Origin of the sequence: Streptomyces sp. NPDC090021 (assembly GCF_044748225.1) — a bacterium.
Classification (GTDB): Bacteria; Actinomycetota; Actinomycetes; order Streptomycetales; family Streptomycetaceae; genus Streptomyces.
The window spans coordinates 179654-198664 of record NZ_JBIVFO010000004.1 but is presented as its reverse complement, the minus strand read 5'-3'; the positions used below and the strand labels follow the sequence as shown (position 1 = coordinate 198664).

The following is a 19011-nucleotide window of genomic DNA, read 5'->3' as shown; positions in this document are numbered from 1 at the left end:
TGAATGTTGCAGCGGCAGTGTGACCGGGGCGGGAAAAGCGGAGCTGGACGCTCCGACCGGACGACCCAACGGGGGGTACAGGCGATGACAGACCATCAGGAAGCGGCCACGGTCCCGGCGGCACGGAAGGACGACGGCACGCCGATCGTGGTCGTGGACGACGTACGCCACAGCTTCGGCAGCGGAGCGCAGGCCGTCCACGCCCTGCGCGGGGTGTCCTTCGAGGTGCGCCGGGGCGAACTCACCGCGCTCAAGGGCCGGTCGGGCTCCGGCAAGACCACCCTGCTGAACCTCGTCGGCGGCCTCGACACCCCCACCGGCGGCCGGATCAGCGTCGACGGGACCGACCTGGCGACCCTGGGCGAGCCGGACCTGCTCGCCCTGCGCCGCGACCGCATCGGCTTCGTCTTCCAGTCCTTCGGCCTGATTCCCGTCCTGACCGCCGCCGAGAACGTCGGCGTACCCATGCGACTGCGCCGCGTCCCGGCCAGGGAGCGCGAGGAGCGCGCCCGGACCCTGCTCGCCCTGGTCGGTCTCGCCGACCACGCCGAGCAGCGCCCGGGCGAACTCTCCGGCGGTCAGCAGCAGCGCGTGGCGGTGGCCCGCGCCCTCGCCAACGACCCCGACCTGATCATCGCGGACGAGCCGACGGGCCAGCTCGACTCGGAGACCGGCCGGTCGATCATGGAACTGCTGCGCGCGGTGGTGCGCAGCGAGTCGGTCACCGTCCTGGTCGCCACCCACGACCCCAACCTCATCGAACTCGCCGACCGGGTCGTGGAACTGCGCGACGGCCGCATTGTCGACCCGGCCGCGCCGGCGCCTGCGCCTTAGCCGTAGCCGTGGGGCCCGCCGGAACACCGGGGACCGCGACGGCACCCGGGACGCGGTGGGCGGCCTGGCGACCGGGCCGGAAACCGGATGCGGGGCAGAGTGGGGCGGGCCGGGACCCGACCGGCCGGCGAATCCTTTACCCAGTACGACTGATCCCCCCGCACGAGTGGTCCGTCCTGCGGCCCGCGGCCCGGCAGAGGAGCGGCACCCCTATAAACGGGGTGCTCCCTCCCCTCACCACCTCGACTGATGGGTCGCCACGTCATGCTGAAGGCCGCTCTGCGGGTCCTGGCCGCCACCTTCCTGCTCTCCGTCGTCGTCACCCCGACCGCCACGGCGGCACCGGCGGCGGAGGACGACACCACCGCGCCCTGCGGCCCGGTCGTCACCTACCGGGCCGCGGACTGGTGGCGCACCACCACCGTCGCCCACATCGCCCCCACCGTCGCGGCCACCGCCTCCGGCGAGCGCTGGCAGTGGCGGGAGGACGTCAACACCCTGTGGCGCGGCGACACGAGGGAGAACGTCGAGGAGATCTTCCGGACCGGCTTCACCCCGCGCGGCGACCAGCTGATCCCGCTCGCCGAGTACATCGTCAGGGGAGGCGGCCAGCTCAGCGCCCACCTCAGCACCAGTTGCGACCAGTCGGTGGCCAAGAGGTTCGCGACCTACGGCACGGAGAAGACCGGCTGGGTGTACGAGATCTACGCGCCCGGCGGCATCGACGTCAACGCGACCGCCCGCGTGAACAACTACCAGTCGCCGTACCTGTGGAACAAGGAGGTCGACTTCCCCGGGGGCGTCCAGGGCAACTTCATCAAGGGCGCGTGCAAGTACCGGCTGACGGGTACCGACCCGGTCACCAACGACAAGACCTGGGAGCAGCTCGGCTGCAAGGACAACACCGGCTTCGCCCCCTACAAGGCCGCTCCGGTCGCCGTCGGCCTCGCGCACTGACCGCCGTCGCCCGCTGACCGCCGCCGCACACCAACCGGGTCCGGGTCCTGCGTCGGCGCCGGCGCCGACGCCGGCCCGCCCGAGGGCGGTGGCCGACGCAGCAGCCCCGGCCGGAGGCGGTTTCCCGTCCGGCGGGCCCATCGGCGCGTCCAGGGCCCTGCCCGGCTCCGGCCCCGTACCGCCGGGACCAGGGTCCCTTCCGGGCCCCGAAGGGGACCGTTCGGCCCCTCGCCCGCCCGCCGGCTCCGGCGGATGCTGGTTGGCGTACGCACCCCGCACCGCCGCTTGCGGCGGAACGGCAGGCACGGCACGCCCCGGCAGCCAGGAGGAAGGCCCATGCAAAGCCTCAAGGTGACGGACCTGATGAACGACGAGGTCGTCTCCGTCGTTCCGGGAACCGCCTTCAAGGACGTCGCCAAGCTGCTCGCCCAGTACGACATCAGCGGTGTCCCCGTCCTGGACGACGAGGACCGTGTGGTGGGCGTCGTCTCGCAGACCGACGTGCTGGCCCACGCCGGGCCCGATCCGTACGCGCCCGCGGACGAGCGGCCCGCGGCCCGGCCGACCACGGCGGGCGAGATCATGTCCGCCCCGGCGGTCACCGTCCTCGCCGACGGGACGGCGGCGGACGCGGCCCGCCTGATGACCCGCCGCGGCATCGAACGGCTGCCCGTCGTGGACGAGGAGGACCGGCTGGTCGGCATCATCACCCGCCGGGACCTGCTGCGGATGTTCCTGCGCCCGGACTCCGAGATACGCCGACGGGTCCAGGAGGTCCTGAGGGACGTGGCCGACGTACCGACCGCCGACGTCGACGTGCACGTGGTGGACGGCATCGTCACCCTCGACGGCACCGTCCCGCACCGGAGCCGGCTGCCCGTGATCCTCTCTCTCGTCGAACGGATCGACGGCGTCGTGGCCGTGGCATCGCGCCTGACGGCCCGCACGGACGACGAGGAGGACACCGGGGTCGGCAATGTCCGCCACGCGATGCCGTGGTGACCTCCGGCCGGACACCCGAACGAACGCACGGAACAGGACGATTCCCATGAGCGCATCCCCTGTCGACGCGGACACCGCCGCCCGGCTCGTGGCGGACGCCGTCACGGCCCCCTCGATGCACAACGCCCAGCCCTGGCGGTTCCTCCTGCACTCGGCGACCGGCACCCTCGAACTGCGCGGCGATCCGGAACGGGCCATGACGCGGACGGACCCCGACCACCGTGCCCTCCACCTGGGCTGCTCCGCGGCACTGTTCAACCTGCGCGTATCGGCGGCGTGGAACGGACTCGGTGCCGACGTGGCCCTGCTGCCCGACCCGGACGACCCGTGGCTGCTGGCCACCGTCGGCCTCGGGCCGCCCACGGAGGAGAACCACGAGCTCGCCGCCCTGCACGACGCGCTCCGGCGCCGGCACACCAGCCGCCTTCCGTTCGGCGACGAGCGCATCGCGCCCGCGCTGCTGGACGGCCTGCGGGCAGCCGCCCGGCTGGAGGGCTGCCTGCTGACCGTCCCCGACAGCTGGCACACCGAGACCGTGCTGGCACTCGTACGGGACGCGGAGCACCACGAGGAGATGGACCCGCTCGCCCGGGCGGAGACGGCCTCTTGGACCACCGGGGCGCCGGGCCCGTCTCCTACGACCGCGACAGCGACCACGACGCGGGACGACGGGATTCCCACCGCGGCGTTCGGTCCCCGGAGTTCCGGCGCGGCGACGGCGCCCGTACGCGACTTCGGCCGGGCCCATCCGGTCCCGGGCCGCGGCTGGGCCGTCTTCGAGAAGCACCCCCAGCTCGCCCTGCTCGGCACGCCGACCGACACCCCGGCCGACTGGCTGCGGGCCGGCCAGGCCCTCGAACGCGTGCTCCTGCGGGCCACCGCCGACGGCCTCGCCACGTCGATGACCTCGCAAGCGCTCGAATGGCCGGAGCTCCGCTGGACGGTCCGCGATCCGCTCGCCTCCGCGGGCCACGTCCAGATGGTGGTGCGCCTCGGCTACGGCCCGTCGGGAGTGGCCACGCCGCGTCGCCCGGTGACGGAGGTCCTGGAGATCCGGTGACGCACCGGCACCCGGCTCACCGTTGCGTCCGGCTCACCGCTGCACTTGGCTCACCGCTGCCGGGTCGCACGACGGCCGGTGAGCCGGACGGGGTCGCCTTCGGGGTGATCCCTCGCCCCACCCCGGCCCGTCGGCCCTTTGCCCGGAACGGTCGGGCACGTCCTGCGGAGCCGGGCCGGGCCGGTGCCGCCGGCCGGCGGCACCCGTCCCGAAGGGAGACCGGCGAGGAGGGCGCCTCCGAGACCCCGCACGAACGGATCACGGACGAGCCGGGCCGGAGGTCCGGCGTCCCCGAGTCCGGCGAGGCCGTCCTGGTCCGCTGACCCGCTCGCCTCCCGCTCTCCCACACGATGAGGAACCCTCCATGCCCCCCTCCACCCCCTACACCGTCGCCGACGTCATGACCACCCAGGTCGTGGCCGTCACCCCGTCGACCGGTTTCAAGGACATCGCCGCCGCGATGAAGCGGTGGAAGGTCACCGCCCTCCCCGTCGTCGAGGGCGAGGGCCGCGTCGTCGGCGTGGTCTCCGAGGCCGACCTGCTGCCCAAGGAGGAGTTCCACGAGCACGGCCCCGGCATGATCGAACGGATGCGCCGCCTCGGCGACACGGCCAAGGCCGGCTCCACCCGCGCCGAGAACCTCATGACCACCCCCGCGGTCACGATCCACCCCGACGCCACCCTCCCCCGGGCCGCCCGCCTGATGGCCGACCGGCACATCAAACGCCTCCCGGTCGTCGACGCCGACGGCGCCCTCAAGGGCATCGTCAGCAGGAGCGACCTCCTCAAGGTCTTCCTGCGCAGCGACGAGGAGCTGACCGCGGAGATCCGCCGGAGCGTCGTCACCCACCTGTTCCCGCTCTCCCACGGGGCGGTGAGGGTCACCGTCCTCCACGGCGTCGCCACCCTGACCGGACAGGTGAAGGACCGGACCCTGATCCCGGTGGCCGAACGCCTCACCCGCTCCGTCGAGGGCATCGTCGACGTCGACTGCCGACTGGTGGCGGCGGAGGAAGGCACCGGCCACTGACAGCCCCTGGGGCCCGACGTCCCGGACCCGGTCGAAGCAGCCGCGGCAGGAGGCCGGGGGCCGGGGCAGGAGGCCGGGGCCGGGGGCCGGGGCAGGAGGCCGGGGCAGGAGGCCGGGGCCGGCGCTCCGCGGGGCGCACGCCTCCCGGCCCACGCCCAGCGTTTTCCTCCGCAGCGTCCGCTCGGGACGCACCGTCGACAAGCCCGGGTCAGGTGCCGGAAGCGACGCAGGGCGGCTCGTCCCGGTTGCGGCCTAGAAGGTCCGCGCCACTCTGGAAGAGTCCGCAGTCGACGTCGACGCGGGCGTGGTCGCTCCCGTCCGGGAACCTGCTCCCGGGGACCGAGTGGTCCCCGGGCAGGGGCCGACCGGCCCAAGCGGTACGGAGGACCACGGGCACAGCCTGGCGGTGACCACCCTTTTCGCACCGCTGACCGAGAGAAGGCCGCGCCATGAAGGCACTCGTCTTCCACGGGCCCGGACAGACCTCCTGGCAGGACGTCCCGGACCCCGCGATCAAGGACGCCGCCGACGCGATCGTCCGCGTCGACGCCGTCACCATCTGCGGCACCGACCTGCACATCATCAAGGGCGACGTCCCCGAGGTCACTCCCGGACGGATCCTGGGCCACGAGGCCGTGGGGACCGTCGTCGAGACCGGCGGCGACGTCCGCAGCGTCCGCCCCGGCGACCGCGTGCTGATCTCCTGCATCTCCGCATGCGGCCGCTGCCGCTTCTGCCGCGAAGGCCGCTACGGACAATGCCGCGGAGGCGGCGGCTGGGTCCTGGGCCACACCATCGACGGCACCCAGGCCGAATACGTCCGCGTCCCCTTCGCCGACCTCTCCGTCCACCCGCTGCCCAGCACCCTGGCGAGCCACGACGCCGTACTGCTCGCCGACATCCTCCCGACCTCCTACGAGGTGGGCGTACTCAACGGCAACGTGCGCCCCGGCGACACCGTCGTCGTGGTCGGTGCCGGCCCCATCGGACTGGCCTCCATCGCCACCGCACAGCTCTACAGCCCCGGACGCATCATCGCCGTGGACCTCGCCGCCTCCCGGCTCGCCGCCGCGCACGACCTCGGCGCCGATGCCACCGCGAGCGCGGACGAGGAGCCGGAGCGTCTGGTCGAGGACCTCACCGACGGGCTCGGCGCGGACGTGGTCATCGAGGCCGTCGGCGTGCCGGAAGCGTTCGAGATGTGCACCCGCATGGTCCGGCCCGGCGGCCGCGTCGCCAACATCGGCGTCCACGGCAAGCCCGCGACCCTCCACCTCGAAGACCTCTGGATCAAGGACGTCACGATCACCACCGGCCTCGTCGACACCCGCTCCACCCCCATGCTGCTGCGCATGATGGCCGCCGGCCGCCTCACCGGGGCCGCCATGGTCACCCACCGGTTCGAGCTGGACCGGATGCAGGAGGCGTACGACGTCTTCTCCCGCGCCGGCGACACCGGCGCCCTCAAGGTCGTCCTCGGCGGACCGCAGCACGACACCGTCGCCGTACCACCCCGGGAGCAGTGAGCGTCGTGTCCGTCACCGCCGGAACCGCCGGGACCGACGTCGTCTACGAGATCGGCACCACGGCCCGCTCCCGGCCCTGGGCCGGCGGCCCGCGCGCCCACGCGACGAAGGTCACCTCCGCCCGCGTCACGGGCCGTCGTGCGGTGCACGGCCCATGAACGACCTGCGGGCGGTCGTCTTCGACACCGACGGAGTGCTCCTCGCCACGGCGGACCGCCACGCGGCCGCCTGGAAGGAGGTCTTCGACGGTTGCCTCCCCGAGTGGCAGCCCTCTCACGGCGGTGCGGGACCGCGCCCGTTCGACGCCGTCCACGAGTACCGGGACCTGGTCGACGGCCGTTCCCGCCTCGACGGCGTACGTGCCTTCCTCACGGCCCGCCACATCGGCCTCCCGCCCGGAACGCCCGAGGATCCGCCCGGGTGCGCCACCGTCCACGCGGTCGCCGCCCGCAAGGAGGAGGTCTTCTCCGCGACGCTGCGGGCGGACGGCGTCCGAGCCTTCGCCGACGTGCGGCCCGCGCTCCGGGAACTGCGGGAGAGGACGATCCGGTGCGCAGCAGTCTCGGCCTCCCGGCACGCCCGCTCCCTCCTGGAATCCGCAGGCCTCATCGGCTACTTCGACACCGTGGTGGACGGCCGGGACGCGACCGCGCTCGCCCTCCCGGGCAAGCCCGACCCCGCCCTCTTCCTCGAAGCTGCCGGTCGTCTCGGCGCGTCCCCCGCGCACACGGCCGTGGTGGAGGACGCGCTCGCCGGCGTCGAGGCGGGACACCGGGGCGGGTTCCGGCTGGTGGTGGGGCTCGACCGCGAGGACGACCCGGGCAGGAGGGACGCCCTGGGTGAGCACGGCGCCGATCTCGTCCTCCGCGACCTCGGTGGGCTGCCCGACGCGCTCGAAGGCGGCCGCCGCCCGTGAACACGCCCTGGCACTGGCAGTACCAGCGCTACGACCCGACAACCGAGCGGCTGGTGGAATCCCTGTGCACCCTGGGCAACGGCCGTTTCGCCACGCGCGGTTCGGCGCCCGAATGCGTCGCCGACGACATCCACTACCCGGGCACCTACCTCGCCGGCTGCTACGACCGGCTCGCCTCCACCGTCGGCGGCCGAACGGTCTCCAACGAGGACATGGTCCGGCTGCCGGACTGGACCGCCCTGCGGTACCGCTGTCTGCCGGAGGGCGCACCGCCCGGCGACTGGCTCACACCCGACCACCCGTCTCTTCGCCACAGCCACGTCTCGCTCGATCTGCGCGCCGGAACGCTGACCCGCCGCATGCTCTTCCACGACGCCGACGGCCGCCGCCTGGGCGTCACCCACACCCGTCTCGTCCACATGGGCGACCCGAACCTGGCGGCGCAGAACACGGTGTTCAAAGCCTACGGCTGGAGCGGCAGGATCGAGATCGAGTCCGTACTCGACGGCGACGTCACCAACGCGGGCGTCGACCGCTACCGCTCCCTGGCCGGACGTCATCTCGTCGAGCACCGGGCCGGGGTGGAGGCGGAGGGCATCTCCTGGCTGTCCTGCACCACGACCGCCTCCCGGGTGAGGATCGGGCTCGCCGTGCGGACATCGGCACGTCCTCGGGCACCGGTGGGCGCGTCCTGCACGGCCACCACCGCCTCGCAGACGTTCGTCCTGCCGATCGAGCGGGCCGCTCCCGTCGTGGTCGTGAAGACCGCCGCCCTGTGCACCTCCCTGGACCGTCCCCCGGCCGAGCCGCTGCGGCGGAGCATCGACTGCGCCACGCACGCCCCGGACTTCCCCTCCCTGCTGGCCTCCCAACGGGCGTCCTGGCTACGCCTCTGGAGCGAAGGAGAGCTGAAGGTACCGGGCGAGACGGGGAAGGTGCTGCGGCTGCACGCCTTCCACGTGCTGCAGACCCTCTCCCCGCACACTGCGGAGCTCGACGCGGGCGTCCCCGCCCGCGGCCTTCACGGTGAGGCGTACCGGGGGCACGTCTTCTGGGACGAGCTGTTCGTCGTGCCCTATCTCGCCCTCCACCTTCCCGAGACCGCCCGCGCCCTGCTGATGTACCGGCACAGAAGACTTCCCGCGGCGCGACAGGCCGCTCGCCGGGCCGGGGCGAAAGGGGCGATGTTCCCCTGGCAGAGCGGCGGTTCCGGATCCGAGGAGACCCAGCGGCTGCATCTCAACCCGCGCTCCGGCCGATGGCTGCCGGACCACTCGCACCTCCAGCGCCATGTGGGGTCGGCCATCGCCTGGAACGTGTGGCGGTACGGGCGCGCCACCGGCGATGCCGGGTTCATGCACGGCCCGGGTGCCGAACTCCTCCTGCACACAGCCCACTTCTGGGCCGACACGGCGACGTGGGACACAGGTCTGGGCCGCTACCGGATCCGCGGCGTCGTCGGACCGGACGAATACCACGACGCCTACCCGGGCGCCACCGCTCCCGGTATCGACGACAACGCCTACACCAACGTCACCGCGGCGTGGGTACTGAACCGGGCCCTCGACCTGTACCGGGAGCTCCCGGCTGCCCGGCGGGCCGAGCTCCTCACACAACTCGGCATCGGCCCCGACGGCCTCACCGTCTGGGAGGACGTCTCCCGCCGTCTCTACGTGCCGTTCCATCGCGACGTGATCAGCCAGTTCCACGGCTACGGGGACCTCGCCGAGCTCGACTGGGACGACTATCGCGCCCGCTACCACGACATCCGCCGCCTGGACCGCATCCTGGAAGCCGAAGGCGACACCCCCAACCGCTACCAGGCGTCCAAGCAGGCCGACACCCTCATGCTCGGGTACCTCTTCCGCCCCGCAGAACTGGAACAGGCGTTCCTTCGGCTCGGGTACCGCCTCGACGACGGACTCTGGCGCCGGACGGTGGACTACTACCTGCGGCGCACCTGCCACGGCTCCACGCTGAGCAGTCTCGTCCATGGCTGGGTACTCGCCCGGGAGCAGGGCCCCGACGCCTGGCGCTACTGCCAGGAGGCCCTGCTCGGTGACATCACCGACGTCCAGGGCGGCACCACCGGCGAAGGGATCCATCTCGGCGCCATGGGCGGCACCCTCGACCTCGTCGAGCGCTGCATCGTAGGACTCGAATCGCAGGGCGACGGCCTGCACATCGACCCGGTGCCGCTCTCCGAGGTGCCCGGTTCCTCGTTCTCCGTCTGCTATCTCGGGCACCGGGGCGTCCGTGTCCGGTTCCGGCCCGGACGGCTCGGCATCAGCGTCCCCCCGTCGGCCCGGGGGCCGGTGCCCCTGGTCCTGCCCGGCGGCCGACACGCACGCGTTTCCGCAGGTCAGGAACGGTGGTTCCGTCTTCCCCGGAGCTGACGCGCCCCCTGGTGGCAGCCCGCGTGGCGGTGTGTTCGCGAAGCGCACACTGTGGATGTATCAGCCGTCTGGAAAGGTGAACGGGATGGACAGGCAGCATGAGGCGCCGCGGATCGTGGTGGGTGTCGACGGATCGCCCTCGTCCCAGGCCGCACTGCGCTGGGCGGTCCGGTACGCAGAGCTGGTGAGCGGCCGGGTGGAGGCGGTCGCGGCGTGGGACCTGCCCGGTGCCGCATCGTGGTCGGCTCCGGCGGTGGACACCACGTTCGACGAGGAGGACGCCGAGCGCCGGCTGGTCGAGGAGGTCCGTGCTGTTCTCGGTGAGGACGCCCCTTCCGTGCACCAGCGTCTGGTGCGCGGCAACCCGGTCGATGTCCTGGTCGACGCGGCAACGGGTGCGGACATGCTGGTCGTGGGCAGCCGTGGTCGCGGTGGCTTCAGCCGCGCCCTGCTCGGTTCGGTGAGCCAGCAGGCGGCGCTCCACGCACCGTGTCCGATCACCATCGTCCGGGCGGACACCGCCGTCGGCTGACCCGCCCGAGGCGGGGCGTGCATCTGCTGCTCCTTCCCGGCGGCCGCGCCCGTCGGCGTGCTGCACGCGCCGAGCCGTTCCCGGTCGACGGCGTCGAGCGCAGGTTCCCCCCGGTCGTGTCGCGGTCCGTGCTGCCGTGGCCGGGGCACGGTGCTCCGGGGACGGTGCTCAGGGGAGGACCGAATGGTCCCGGTAGGGCCCGTCCGGCCCAAGCGGACGGGCCATGGGCCGCGTAACAGTGGCATCAGACCCGCAGCCCGCAGTCAAGGAGCGCCCGCCATGAGCACCAAGCGAGTCCTGGTCGCGTACGGCACCAAACACGGCGCCACCGCAGGCATCGCCGAGCAGATCGGCAGGACCCTGCGCGAGGACGGTCTCGACGCCGTCGTGCTGCCCGCCGGCGATGTCCACGACGTCCGCGACTACGACGCCGTCGTCCTCGGCGGCGCCCTCTACGCCGGCCACTGGAGCACCAAGGCCAAGCACTGCGCCGAACGCAACGCCGACTCCCTGCGGCATCGCCCGGTGTGGATGTTCAGCAGCGGCCCCCTCGACCGCTCCGCCGAGGAGAGGGACATCCCCCCGGTCGCCGCCGTGGCCCGGGAGATGCAGCTGGTCGGAGCGCGCGAGCACATGACCTTCGGTGGCAGCGTCACCGCCCGTACCCCGGGCTTCCTCGCCAAGGCGCTGACCCGCCAGGGCAAGGGCGGGGACTTCCGCAACCCCGAGCGAATCCAGAAGTGGGCCCACCACATCAGCGCCGAGCTCGCCGCCGCCTGAGGGGACGGCCCGGCCCGGCAGGCACCGGCACGGAGGCCCGCCATGCACCACCGGACGAACGGGACGGGGGCCAACCCGCTGAGGCGGGATGTCGACCGCACCCGGACCCGTATGCATGCCGCCTTCGCGCTGACCTGCCTGCTGGCGCTCGTCGCCGGTTTCGCCGTCGGGCGGGCCGCATGGACGGACGGCCACCACGCTGCCGTGGACGTCGCACGCCATCGGCACGTCGTGACGGCCACCACGGTCGGGGAGACCGCCCACCGGACGGAAGACCGGCCGAGCAGCCGGACGGTCACCGTGGCCACGGCCACGTGGCACTACCCCGCACAGCGCCCGCACACGGAAACCATCCCCGTTCCGGCGGGAACCCGGAAAGGGGACACGGTCCGCGTGTGGATCGACGACTCCGGCCGTACGGCGGACGCGCCGCCGGGCCGGGCCGACATCGCGCTGAACGCGGTGGCCCTCGGCGCCGCGGCGGTGGCCGGGATCGTGCTCGGTGGCGGCGGCCTCGTGGCCGTGCGGCTCCGTATGGTCGACGCGCGCAGCGCTCGGGCCTGGGAATCGGAGTGGGCGGGCGTCGAGCCCCTCTGGTCGGGCCGTCTTCGTCCCGGACCGGGAGCCGGAGATGACTGATACCGCCGCCTCCCCGTACCTCACGCCGGACACCGCGCCGGACCCCCTGGAACGCCGGGGCCGGCCCGGTACCGTCTCCGCCGCGCTCGTCATGACCGGGCTTCTACAGAGGGCGGGCAGGACGGCGCGTGGCCGCGACCGGACCCCCGTCCCGGCCGCGGCCACGCCGCTGTGCAGGTCGCTCACCTCAGCAGCCGCCGGCGGCAGCCGGAGCGGCACCGATGGTGAGGGTCGCCGGGGCCGCGCAGCACCCGCCGCCGGTCTCCTCAGCGGCGGGCTCGTCGAAGAGGCCCGCCCCGCCGCACACCCCGGTCTCGGGGAGGACGAGTTCGACGCGCTCGGCGGCCTCGTGGTCGCCTGCGAGGTGGGCGGCGATGGAGCGGACCTGCTCGTAGCCGGTCATGGCGAGGAAGGTGGGGGCGCGGCCGTAGGACTTCATGCCGACGAGGTAGACGTCCTTCTCCGGGTGGGAGAGCTCGTTCACGCCGTGGGGGTAGACGGTGCCGCAGGAGTGCTGGTTCGGGTCGATCAGCGGCGCCAGCTCCACCGGAGCCTGCAGGCGCTCGTCCAGTCCCAGACGCAGCTCGTCGAGGAAGGTGAGGTCGGGGCGGAAGCCCGTGAGCACGATGACCTCGTCCACCGCGTCCAGGCGGCGACCGTCCTCCCCGACGAGGACCAGGCGGCCTTCCCCGTCGCGCTCGAAGGCGTCGGTGCGGAAGCCGGTGACGGCGTCGGCGTGGCCTCCGTCGACAGCCGCCTTGGCGGCGAGGCCGAGGGCGCCGCGGGCGGGCAGTTGGTCGGCTTCGCCGCCGCCGAAGGTCGAGCCGGAGATCCCGCGGCGCAGGATCCAGGTGGCGTGCGTCCCCCGGCCGTCGTCGGACATGGCGAGGGCGGCGAGGTGGGCGAGGGCGGTGAAGGCGGAGGCTCCGGAGCCGATGACGGCGGTGCGCTTGCCGGCGTAGCGGGCGCGGACTGCGGGGTCCTTCAGGTCCGGGACGCGGTAGGTGACGCGGTCGGCGGCGGACTTTTCACCGAGGGCGGCCAGTCCGCTGCCGCCGGCGGGGCCGGGGGTGGCCCAGGTGCCGGAGGCGTCGATGACCGCGCGGGCCAGGACCCGCCGCTCGCGTCCGTCCGCCGTCTCGTAGTGGACCACGAAGGGCTGGGCCTCGCGGTCGGCGTCGACGAGGCGGTCGCGGCCGGTGCGGGAGACGCCGGTGACGCGGGCGTCGTAGCGGACCTGCTCGCCGAGCACGTCGGCCAGCGGCTGGAGGTAGTGCTCGGCCCAGTCCCCGCCGGAGGGGTAGGTGTCCTCGGCGGGCTTGGTCCAGCCGGTCGGCGCCAGGAGCTTCTCGGCGGCCGGATCGACGAGTTCGCCCCACCGGGAGAAGAGCCGTACGTGCGCCCACTCGCGCACAGCGGCTCCGGCGACAGGTCCGGCCTCCAGGACGAGGGGCGTGATGGCGCGGTCGAGGAGGTGGGCGGCGGCCGCGAGTCCGGCGGGGCCGGCCCCGATGACGACGACGGGCAGCTCGGCGGTGGTCTCGCTCATGACAGGTCTCCGGGTGTTCGCGCAGGTGGGTGGGTGAGACTTCGGGTGATCAGCAGCAGCCGGCGCCGGTGACGACGGCCTCGCTCTTGGCCTGGTGTTTCGAAGTTTGTCTATGGCTTGCGTGATCAGCATGGCACCTGTATCGACAGACGTCAACATAGACATTCATCAAATTATTGGACTGGGGCACACCTGGCCCACCCGACCCACGATTGACCCCCTGCCCCCTTGGTTCGATGTGTGTCAACATAGACGTATGTCGAATGTGAAGGTGCTGCCGCTGCTGGAGCCCGACGTCGTCGCGGCCTGCTGCCCGCCGCTGAACGAGCGCCCGATGTCGGCCGAGGAGGCCGAGGTCGCGGCGAAGATGTTCAAGGCCCTCGGTGACCCGGTGCGCCTGCGCCTGTTCTCCGCCGTCGCCTCGCACGAGGGCGGAGAGGCCTGCGTGTGCGACATCTCCGATGTCGGCGTCTCCCAGCCCACCGTCTCCCACCACCTGAAGAAGCTGAAGGAGGCGGGCCTGCTGTCCTCCGAGCGCCGCGGGACGTGGGTGTACTACCGGGTCGAGCCGTCCGTGCTGGCCGCCATGGGCGCGCTGCTGGCCGGCGCCGCGAAGACGGCATGACCGCGGTGCGCGTCGAGGCGCTGCTGCCCGAGCACGCCGAACAGGTGCTGGACATCTACCGGGCCGGAATCGAAGAGGGCAACGCCACCTTCGAGACGCGGGCCCCCGAGTGGTCCGCGTTCGACAAGGCCAAGCTGCCCGGCCACCGTTTCGTCGCCTTCGACGACGACGGCCGGGTGGCGGGCTGGATCGCGGCGAGCACGGTGTCGGACCGGTGCGCGTACGCGGGCGTGGTCGAGCACTCCGTCTACGTCCGTCCCGACGCCCGTGGCCGCGGCGTCGCCCGCGCCCTGCTGGACGCCCTGATCGCCTCGACGGAGGCCGCCTGCATCTGGACCATCCAGTCCGGTGTCTTCCCCGAGAACACCGCCAGCCTCGCCGTCCACGCACGAGCCGGTTTCCGCACCATCGGCACCCGGGAACGCATCGGCCGCCATCGTGGGATCTGGCGTGACGTCGTACTGCTGGAGCGCCGCAGTTCCGTGGCGGGCTGACCGTCCGGCACGAGCATCGACATCGTGTGGGCCCGGCCGCGATCCGCCCCGTCCTGCCGGGTCACGCGAGGAGGCGCGCGATCTCGCGGGCCGCATCCCGGGCGGGGCGGCCGACGCCGATGAGGGTGGCGGAGGCGGGGCCGGTCCAGTCGCCGTGACCGAGCAGGTGCAGGCGCGGTTCGTCCACGGCGCGGGTGCCGTCCAGGGCGATGCGGCCTCGGGTGCCGCGCAGGCGCAGGGAGGCGAAGGGGGCGAGGGCGGGCCGGAATCCGGTGCACCAGATGATGGCGTCGGCCTCGGTCCGGGTGCCGTCGGCCCACTCGGCCCCGGTCTCGGTGAGCCGGGTGAACATCGGCCGGACGCCGAGGAGTCCGGCGTCGCGGGCGGCGCGTACGGGCGGGACGGCGACGATGTCACCGAGGGAGGCGACCCCGCCGGTGTCGGTGCGGCCTTCGTCGAGAGCCCGTCGGCGGGCGGTCGCCGCGTCGAAGAGGGCTCGGCCGTCGATGTCGTCGGCGAGGTAGCGGGGCGGGCGTCGGGTGACCCAGACCAGGTCGACGCCGGCGGAGGCGAGGTCGGCGGCGATCTGGGCTCCGGAGTTGCCGCCGCCCACCACGATCACCCGCTGCCCGGTGAATGCGGACGGGCTGCGGTACTGCACGGTGTGCAGCCGGCGTCCCCGGAAGTCACGCCCTCCGGGGACGGCCGGCAGGAACGGCCGGGTCCAGGTGCCGGTGGCGCCGATGACGGCCCGCGCGGTCCAGGAACCGGAGTCCGTCTCGACCCGCAGACCGGGTCCGTCGCGGTGCACGCCGTCGACCCGTGTGCCGCGGTGGACGGGGAGTTCGTACCGCTTCTCGTAGTCGGCGAGGTAGTCGACGACGTGGGCGGCGTCCGGGTGGGCCTCGCCGGGCCGGGAGGGCATGAGCCGCCCGGGCAGGGAGGAGTACTGAGCCGGGGAGAACAGGCGCAGGGAGTCCCAGGTGTGCTGCCAGGCACCGCCGGGCGCGGCCTCGGCGTCGAGGATGACGAACTCGACGCCCAGGCGCCGCAGGTGGTACCCGGCGGCGAGCCCCGCCTGGCCGCCGCCGATCACCACCACGTCCGTGCGCCGCGTCATGCCGGGGGCGTTGCGTTGTCCGTCCGGCCACGCATGAAGATGACCGCCACCAGGGCCAGACCCGCCACGGCGCCGATGAGCTGCATGGCGATGAAGCCGGGCACCGAGGCCGGGGCGATGCCGGCGAAGGTGTCGGTGAAGGCGCGGCCGACGGTGACGGCCGGGTTGGCGAAAGAGGTGGACGAGGTGAACCAGTACGCGGCGCCGATGTACGAGGCGACGGCGACGGGCGCGAAGCGGAGCCGGTCGGTGCGGGCCAGACCGAAGATCAGCAGGATCAGACCGGCCGTGGCGACGACCTCGCCCAGGAGGAGGTTCCCGGCGGAGCGGTCGTGGGTGGACCACTTCACCAGCGGCTCGCCGAACATCGCGTCCGCGAGGATCGCGCCCGCGATCGCGCCGACGATCTGCGAGGGCACGTACACGGCCAGCTCGCGGGCGTTGACGCCGGCGCCGCCGCGGCGGCCGGTCCACCACTCGGCCAGCGTGACGGCCGGGTTGAAGTGGGCGCCGGAGACCGGGCCGAGGAGGAGGATCAGCACTCCGAGCCCGAAGACGGTGGCGGTGGAGTTGGCCAGCAGTTGCAGCGCGACGTCGTCGGTGAGGTCGGTGGCCTGTATGCCGGAGCCGACCACCACCGCGACGAGCGCGGCCGTACCGACCGCCTCGGCGGCCGCACGGGCGATCAACGGGGTACGGGGCGCGGTCGCGCCGGGCGCGGGCTGCGGCGCCGTGTCGGCGGCTGTGGCGTCCCGCACGGCGGGCTCGGTGGCGGTCAAGGCAGATACTCCTCGGGCAGCTGAGGCAGGGCGGACAAGGCCGCGGGGACCTGGGGGGCCTGGGGGACCTGGGGGGCCTAGGGGCAGGACCGCTTGAGGTTCGCTTCGGCGGTGGCCCGCGCGGTCCGAGCGAGGTCGGCGAACCGACCGGCGAGGGCTTCGATGACCTCCGGGCGCAGGCGGTAGTAGATGTACCGGCCGCACGGCTCCGTCTCCACGACCCCCGCTTCCCGCAGCACCCTCATGTGGTTGGAGAGGTTGGTCTGCTTCGCGCCCGTCTCCTCCACCAGGTGGGTGGTGCAGAGCGTCTCACGGGCGAGCAGGGTCACGATCCGGAGCCTGAGGGGGTCGGCCAGAACCCGGATCAGATCAGTGTCGACTGACGTCATCATGGGCTGATACTGTCACATCACCCGAGGCTGATACCAGCCTGCAGTGACCCCTCTCGGCTCCACGAACGGGACCGCCGCGCCCACCCGCTCCTCGGCGGGCCGGACGCCGGCCCCGACGGGGCGCCGACCGCCGTCGTCCCCGGCATCCGCGGCGCCACGGACGCCCACGTCACCGAGCCCTCACCGGCTCACCGGCTCACCGGCTCACCGCATGAAACCCCGCAGCGTCGACCCAAGGAAGAACAGATGTCCTCCGCTCCCGCCGCCTCCGTCCTGTTCGTCTGCATCCACAACGCGGGCCGCTCCCAGATGGCGGCCGGTTTCCTGCGCCACCTCGCGGGCGACCGCGTCGAGGTCCGCTCCGCCGGCTCCGTGCCCGGTGAGCAGATCAACCCCTCCGCCGTGGCCGCCATGGCCGAGCTGGGCATCGACATCTCCGACCAGAAGCCGAAGGTCCTCACCCCCGAGGCCGCCCAGGCGTCCGACTACATCATCACCATGGGCTGCGGCGACGCCTGCCCGTACTTCCCCGGCAAGACCTACCTCGACTGGCAGCTGGAGGACCCGGCCGGCCAGGGCGTCGAGGCCGTCCGCCCCATCCGCGACGAGATCAAGGGCCTCATCGAGGGCCTGATCGCCGAGATCGACGCCAAGTCCAAGGCCTGAGGCACCCCGCGCGAGCAGGACGCCCCGGCCGCCGACGTACACGACGCCGTCGTCATGGGCTCCGGCCGCGCCGGGCACACCCAGCCGGACCACTGCCCGGGATCAGCGGCGGACTCGGGGCATGCCCAGGCCTATCCAGGAGATGATCTCCCGCTGGATCTCGTTGTTGCCGCCGCCGAAGGTGAAGATGACCGCGCTGCGGTAGCCGCGTTCGAGTTCGCCGTGCAGGACCGCGCCGGCGGAGCCGTCCTTGAGGGGGCCCGCCGCGCCGACGATCTCCATCAGCCAGGCGTACGCGTCGCGGCGCGCCTCGGAGCCGTACACCTTGACCGCGGAGGCGTCCTGCGGGGTGAGCGTGCCGGACTCGACCGCGTTCACCATCTGCCAGTTGAGCAGCTTCATCGCGTCGAGGCGGGTGTGCGTGCGGGCGAGGCGGCCGCGGACCCAGGACAGGTCGATGACCCGGCGGCCGTCCGCGAGCTTCGTCGACGCCGCCCAGCGCTGCACGTCGTGGAGTGCCCGGATCGCCATCGTGCCGTGCGCGGCGAGGGTGACGCGCTCGTGGTTGAGCTGGTTGGTGATCAGCCGCCAGCCCTTGTTCTCCTGGCCGACGCGGCGGGCGGCGGGGACGCGGATGCCCTCGTAGTAGCTGGCCGTGGTGTCGTGGGAGGCCAGGGTGTTGATGAGGGTGCAGGAGTATCCGGGGTCCGAGGTCGGGACGAGGAGCATGGTGATGCCCCTGTGGGCGGGGGCGTCCGGGTCGGTGCGCACGGCGAGCCAGACCCAGTCGGCGGTGTCGCCGTTGGTGGTCCAGATCTTCTGCCCGTTGACGACGTAGGTGCCGGTCTCCTCGTCACCCTCGCGCACGGCCTTGCACCTGAGTGCGGCGAGGTCGGTGCCCGCGTCGGGCTCGCTGTAGCCGATGGCGAAGTCGATCTCTCCGGAGAGGATCCTGGGCAGGAAGTAGGCCTTCTGCTCGTCGGTGCCGAACTGCATGATGGTGGGCCCGACCGTGTTGAGCGCCATCAGGGGAAGCGGTACGACCGCCTGCGCGGCCTCGTCGAAGAAGATGAACTGGTCCATCGGGGTCATCCCGCGGCCGCCGTACTCCTTCGGCCAGCCGACGCCGAGCCAGCCGTCGGCTCCGAGCCTGCGGATGGTCTCCCGGTAGAACCGCTTCTGGGCGGCCGGGTCCTCGTAGCGGGCGTAGACGTCCTCGGGGACCAGCTCGGCGAAGTAGGCGCGCAGCTCGGTGCGCAACCGCTGCTGCTCAGGCGTGTATTCGAGGTGCACGGCCCCTCCGGGAATATCGCGGTCCAGCCGTTCCGGCCGGTTCGCCGTGACGGCGTGATGGCGTGTGGCGTGATGGCGTGTGGCGGCGGTCAGATTAGAACCTGTTGCAAGAATTCGGAAGGACCCGCGTACCGGCCGTTCGGTTCCGGCGGCCGGGCTCGCCACCATGACGATCCCGACGGCGGCTTCTGCGGGGCGCGGCCGGGCCAGTACGCCTCGACGAGGGGCCGACGTACGGGCCGAAGCGCGTGTTCACGGCGTCCAGCTCGGAGCGGACCTGTGGCCTACGCCGTGTGGCCCGGGCCGGGCCGGGCCGGGCCGGGCCGGGCCGGGCCACACGGCGTGGGCCGTACCCGCGCCCACGGTCGGCGGCGGGATCCCGGCGATCAGCAGGAAGCGCCTGCGGTTGGCACGTCCCCGG

20 protein-coding genes are annotated in these 19011 nt (G+C 73.0%); 15 read left to right on the top strand and 5 right to left on the bottom strand.

The window, feature by feature from the left end:
• The first annotated feature begins 84 nt into the window (after nucleotides 1–84).
• The 12 genes from ACIPXC_RS04515 (at nucleotide 85) to ACIPXC_RS04460 (ending at nucleotide 11672) form a co-directional block, all read left to right on the top strand.
• Nucleotides 85–834, top strand: coding sequence for an ABC transporter ATP-binding protein (locus ACIPXC_RS04515; protein WP_401613444.1), 750 nt, complete (start codon nucleotides 85–87; stop codon nucleotides 832–834).
• 249 nt (nucleotides 835–1083) lie between these two features.
• Entirely contained in the window at nucleotides 1084–1791 is a 708-nt protein-coding gene (locus ACIPXC_RS04510; RefSeq protein WP_401613442.1) for a hypothetical protein, read from the top strand.
• Between the two features lie 336 nt (nucleotides 1792–2127).
• Nucleotides 2128–2793, top strand: coding sequence for a CBS domain-containing protein (locus tag ACIPXC_RS04505; protein ID WP_401613440.1), 666 nt, complete (start codon nucleotides 2128–2130; stop codon nucleotides 2791–2793).
• 46 nt (nucleotides 2794–2839) lie between these two features.
• Nucleotides 2840–3853, top strand: coding sequence for an Acg family FMN-binding oxidoreductase (locus ACIPXC_RS04500; RefSeq protein WP_401613438.1), 1014 nt, complete (start codon nucleotides 2840–2842; stop codon nucleotides 3851–3853).
• Nucleotides 3854–4217: 364 nt separating this feature from the next.
• Nucleotides 4218–4883: a CBS domain-containing protein gene (locus ACIPXC_RS04495; RefSeq protein WP_401613436.1), complete on the top strand. Its 666-nt coding sequence runs from the start codon at nucleotides 4218–4220 to the stop codon at nucleotides 4881–4883.
• A 449-nt stretch (nucleotides 4884–5332) separates the two neighbouring features.
• Complete coding sequence (locus ACIPXC_RS04490) at nucleotides 5333–6409, top strand: zinc-dependent alcohol dehydrogenase family protein (protein WP_401613434.1); 1077 nt, start codon at nucleotides 5333–5335, stop codon at nucleotides 6407–6409.
• Nucleotides 6406–6567, top strand: coding sequence for a hypothetical protein (locus ACIPXC_RS04485; protein ID WP_401613432.1), 162 nt, complete (start codon nucleotides 6406–6408; stop codon nucleotides 6565–6567). Before ACIPXC_RS04490 ends, ACIPXC_RS04485 begins: the two co-directional genes overlap by 4 nt.
• The gene (locus ACIPXC_RS04480) at nucleotides 6564–7325 is read left to right on the top strand and encodes an HAD family hydrolase (RefSeq protein WP_401613430.1); all 762 of its coding nucleotides are present in this window, start codon (nucleotides 6564–6566) and stop codon (nucleotides 7323–7325) included. Before ACIPXC_RS04485 ends, ACIPXC_RS04480 begins: the two co-directional genes overlap by 4 nt.
• Nucleotides 7322–9721: a glycoside hydrolase family 65 protein gene (locus ACIPXC_RS04475; RefSeq protein ID WP_401613428.1), complete on the top strand. Its 2400-nt coding sequence runs from the start codon at nucleotides 7322–7324 to the stop codon at nucleotides 9719–9721. The genes ACIPXC_RS04480 and ACIPXC_RS04475 overlap by 4 nt, the downstream gene beginning before the upstream one ends.
• An 85-nt stretch (nucleotides 9722–9806) precedes the next feature.
• Nucleotides 9807–10253, top strand: a complete 447-nt coding sequence (locus ACIPXC_RS04470; protein WP_401613426.1) for a universal stress protein — start codon at nucleotides 9807–9809, stop codon at nucleotides 10251–10253.
• A gap of 279 nt (nucleotides 10254–10532) precedes the next feature.
• Nucleotides 10533–11033 (top strand): flavodoxin domain-containing protein, encoded by a 501-nt coding sequence (locus tag ACIPXC_RS04465; RefSeq protein WP_401613424.1) that lies wholly within the window; start codon nucleotides 10533–10535, stop codon nucleotides 11031–11033.
• 42 nt (nucleotides 11034–11075) lie between these two features.
• A complete protein-coding gene (locus ACIPXC_RS04460) occupies nucleotides 11076–11672 on the top strand; it encodes a hypothetical protein (RefSeq protein ID WP_401613422.1) in 597 nt (198 codons plus the stop codon).
• Nucleotides 11673–11859: 187 nt separating this feature from the next.
• Here ACIPXC_RS04460 and ACIPXC_RS04455 read toward each other — a convergent pair whose 3' ends face one another.
• Nucleotides 11860–13221: an NAD(P)-binding domain-containing protein gene (locus ACIPXC_RS04455; protein WP_401613420.1), complete on the bottom strand. Its 1362-nt coding sequence runs from the start codon at nucleotides 13219–13221 to the stop codon at nucleotides 11860–11862.
• Nucleotides 13222–13477: 256 nt separating this feature from the next.
• Here ACIPXC_RS04455 and ACIPXC_RS04450 point away from each other — a divergent pair, with 256 nt between their 5' ends.
• Both ACIPXC_RS04450 and ACIPXC_RS04445 read left to right on the top strand, forming a co-directional pair.
• The gene (locus ACIPXC_RS04450) at nucleotides 13478–13846 is read left to right on the top strand and encodes a helix-turn-helix transcriptional regulator (RefSeq protein ID WP_030724816.1); all 369 of its coding nucleotides are present in this window, start codon (nucleotides 13478–13480) and stop codon (nucleotides 13844–13846) included.
• Nucleotides 13843–14340 (top strand): GNAT family N-acetyltransferase, encoded by a 498-nt coding sequence (locus tag ACIPXC_RS04445; RefSeq protein ID WP_401613418.1) that lies wholly within the window; start codon nucleotides 13843–13845, stop codon nucleotides 14338–14340. The genes ACIPXC_RS04450 and ACIPXC_RS04445 overlap by 4 nt, the downstream gene beginning before the upstream one ends.
• A 61-nt stretch (nucleotides 14341–14401) precedes the next feature.
• Here the strand turns inward: ACIPXC_RS04445 and ACIPXC_RS04440 are convergent, their stop codons facing one another.
• The 3 genes from ACIPXC_RS04440 to ACIPXC_RS04430 all read right to left on the bottom strand — a co-directional run bounded on the left by ACIPXC_RS04440 (nucleotide 14402) and on the right by ACIPXC_RS04430 (nucleotide 16631).
• Nucleotides 14402–15460: an ArsO family NAD(P)H-dependent flavin-containing monooxygenase gene (locus ACIPXC_RS04440; RefSeq protein ID WP_401613416.1), complete on the bottom strand. Its 1059-nt coding sequence runs from the start codon at nucleotides 15458–15460 to the stop codon at nucleotides 14402–14404.
• Entirely contained in the window at nucleotides 15457–16239 is a 783-nt protein-coding gene (locus ACIPXC_RS04435) for an aquaporin (protein ID WP_401613414.1), read from the bottom strand. The genes ACIPXC_RS04440 and ACIPXC_RS04435 overlap by 4 nt, the downstream gene beginning before the upstream one ends.
• A gap of 77 nt (nucleotides 16240–16316) precedes the next feature.
• On the bottom strand, nucleotides 16317–16631 hold the full coding sequence (locus ACIPXC_RS04430; RefSeq protein ID WP_401613412.1) for an ArsR/SmtB family transcription factor: 315 nt from the start codon (nucleotides 16629–16631) through the stop codon (nucleotides 16317–16319).
• Between the two features lie 246 nt (nucleotides 16632–16877).
• Between ACIPXC_RS04430 and ACIPXC_RS04425 the strand changes: the two genes are divergently transcribed.
• On the top strand, nucleotides 16878–17297 hold the full coding sequence (locus ACIPXC_RS04425) for an arsenate reductase ArsC (protein WP_266608171.1): 420 nt from the start codon (nucleotides 16878–16880) through the stop codon (nucleotides 17295–17297).
• Nucleotides 17298–17399: 102 nt separating this feature from the next.
• Here the strand turns inward: ACIPXC_RS04425 and ACIPXC_RS04420 are convergent, their stop codons facing one another.
• Complete coding sequence (locus ACIPXC_RS04420; protein ID WP_401613410.1) at nucleotides 17400–18590, bottom strand: acyl-CoA dehydrogenase family protein; 1191 nt, start codon at nucleotides 18588–18590, stop codon at nucleotides 17400–17402.
• Nucleotides 18591–19011 lie beyond the last annotated feature (421 nt).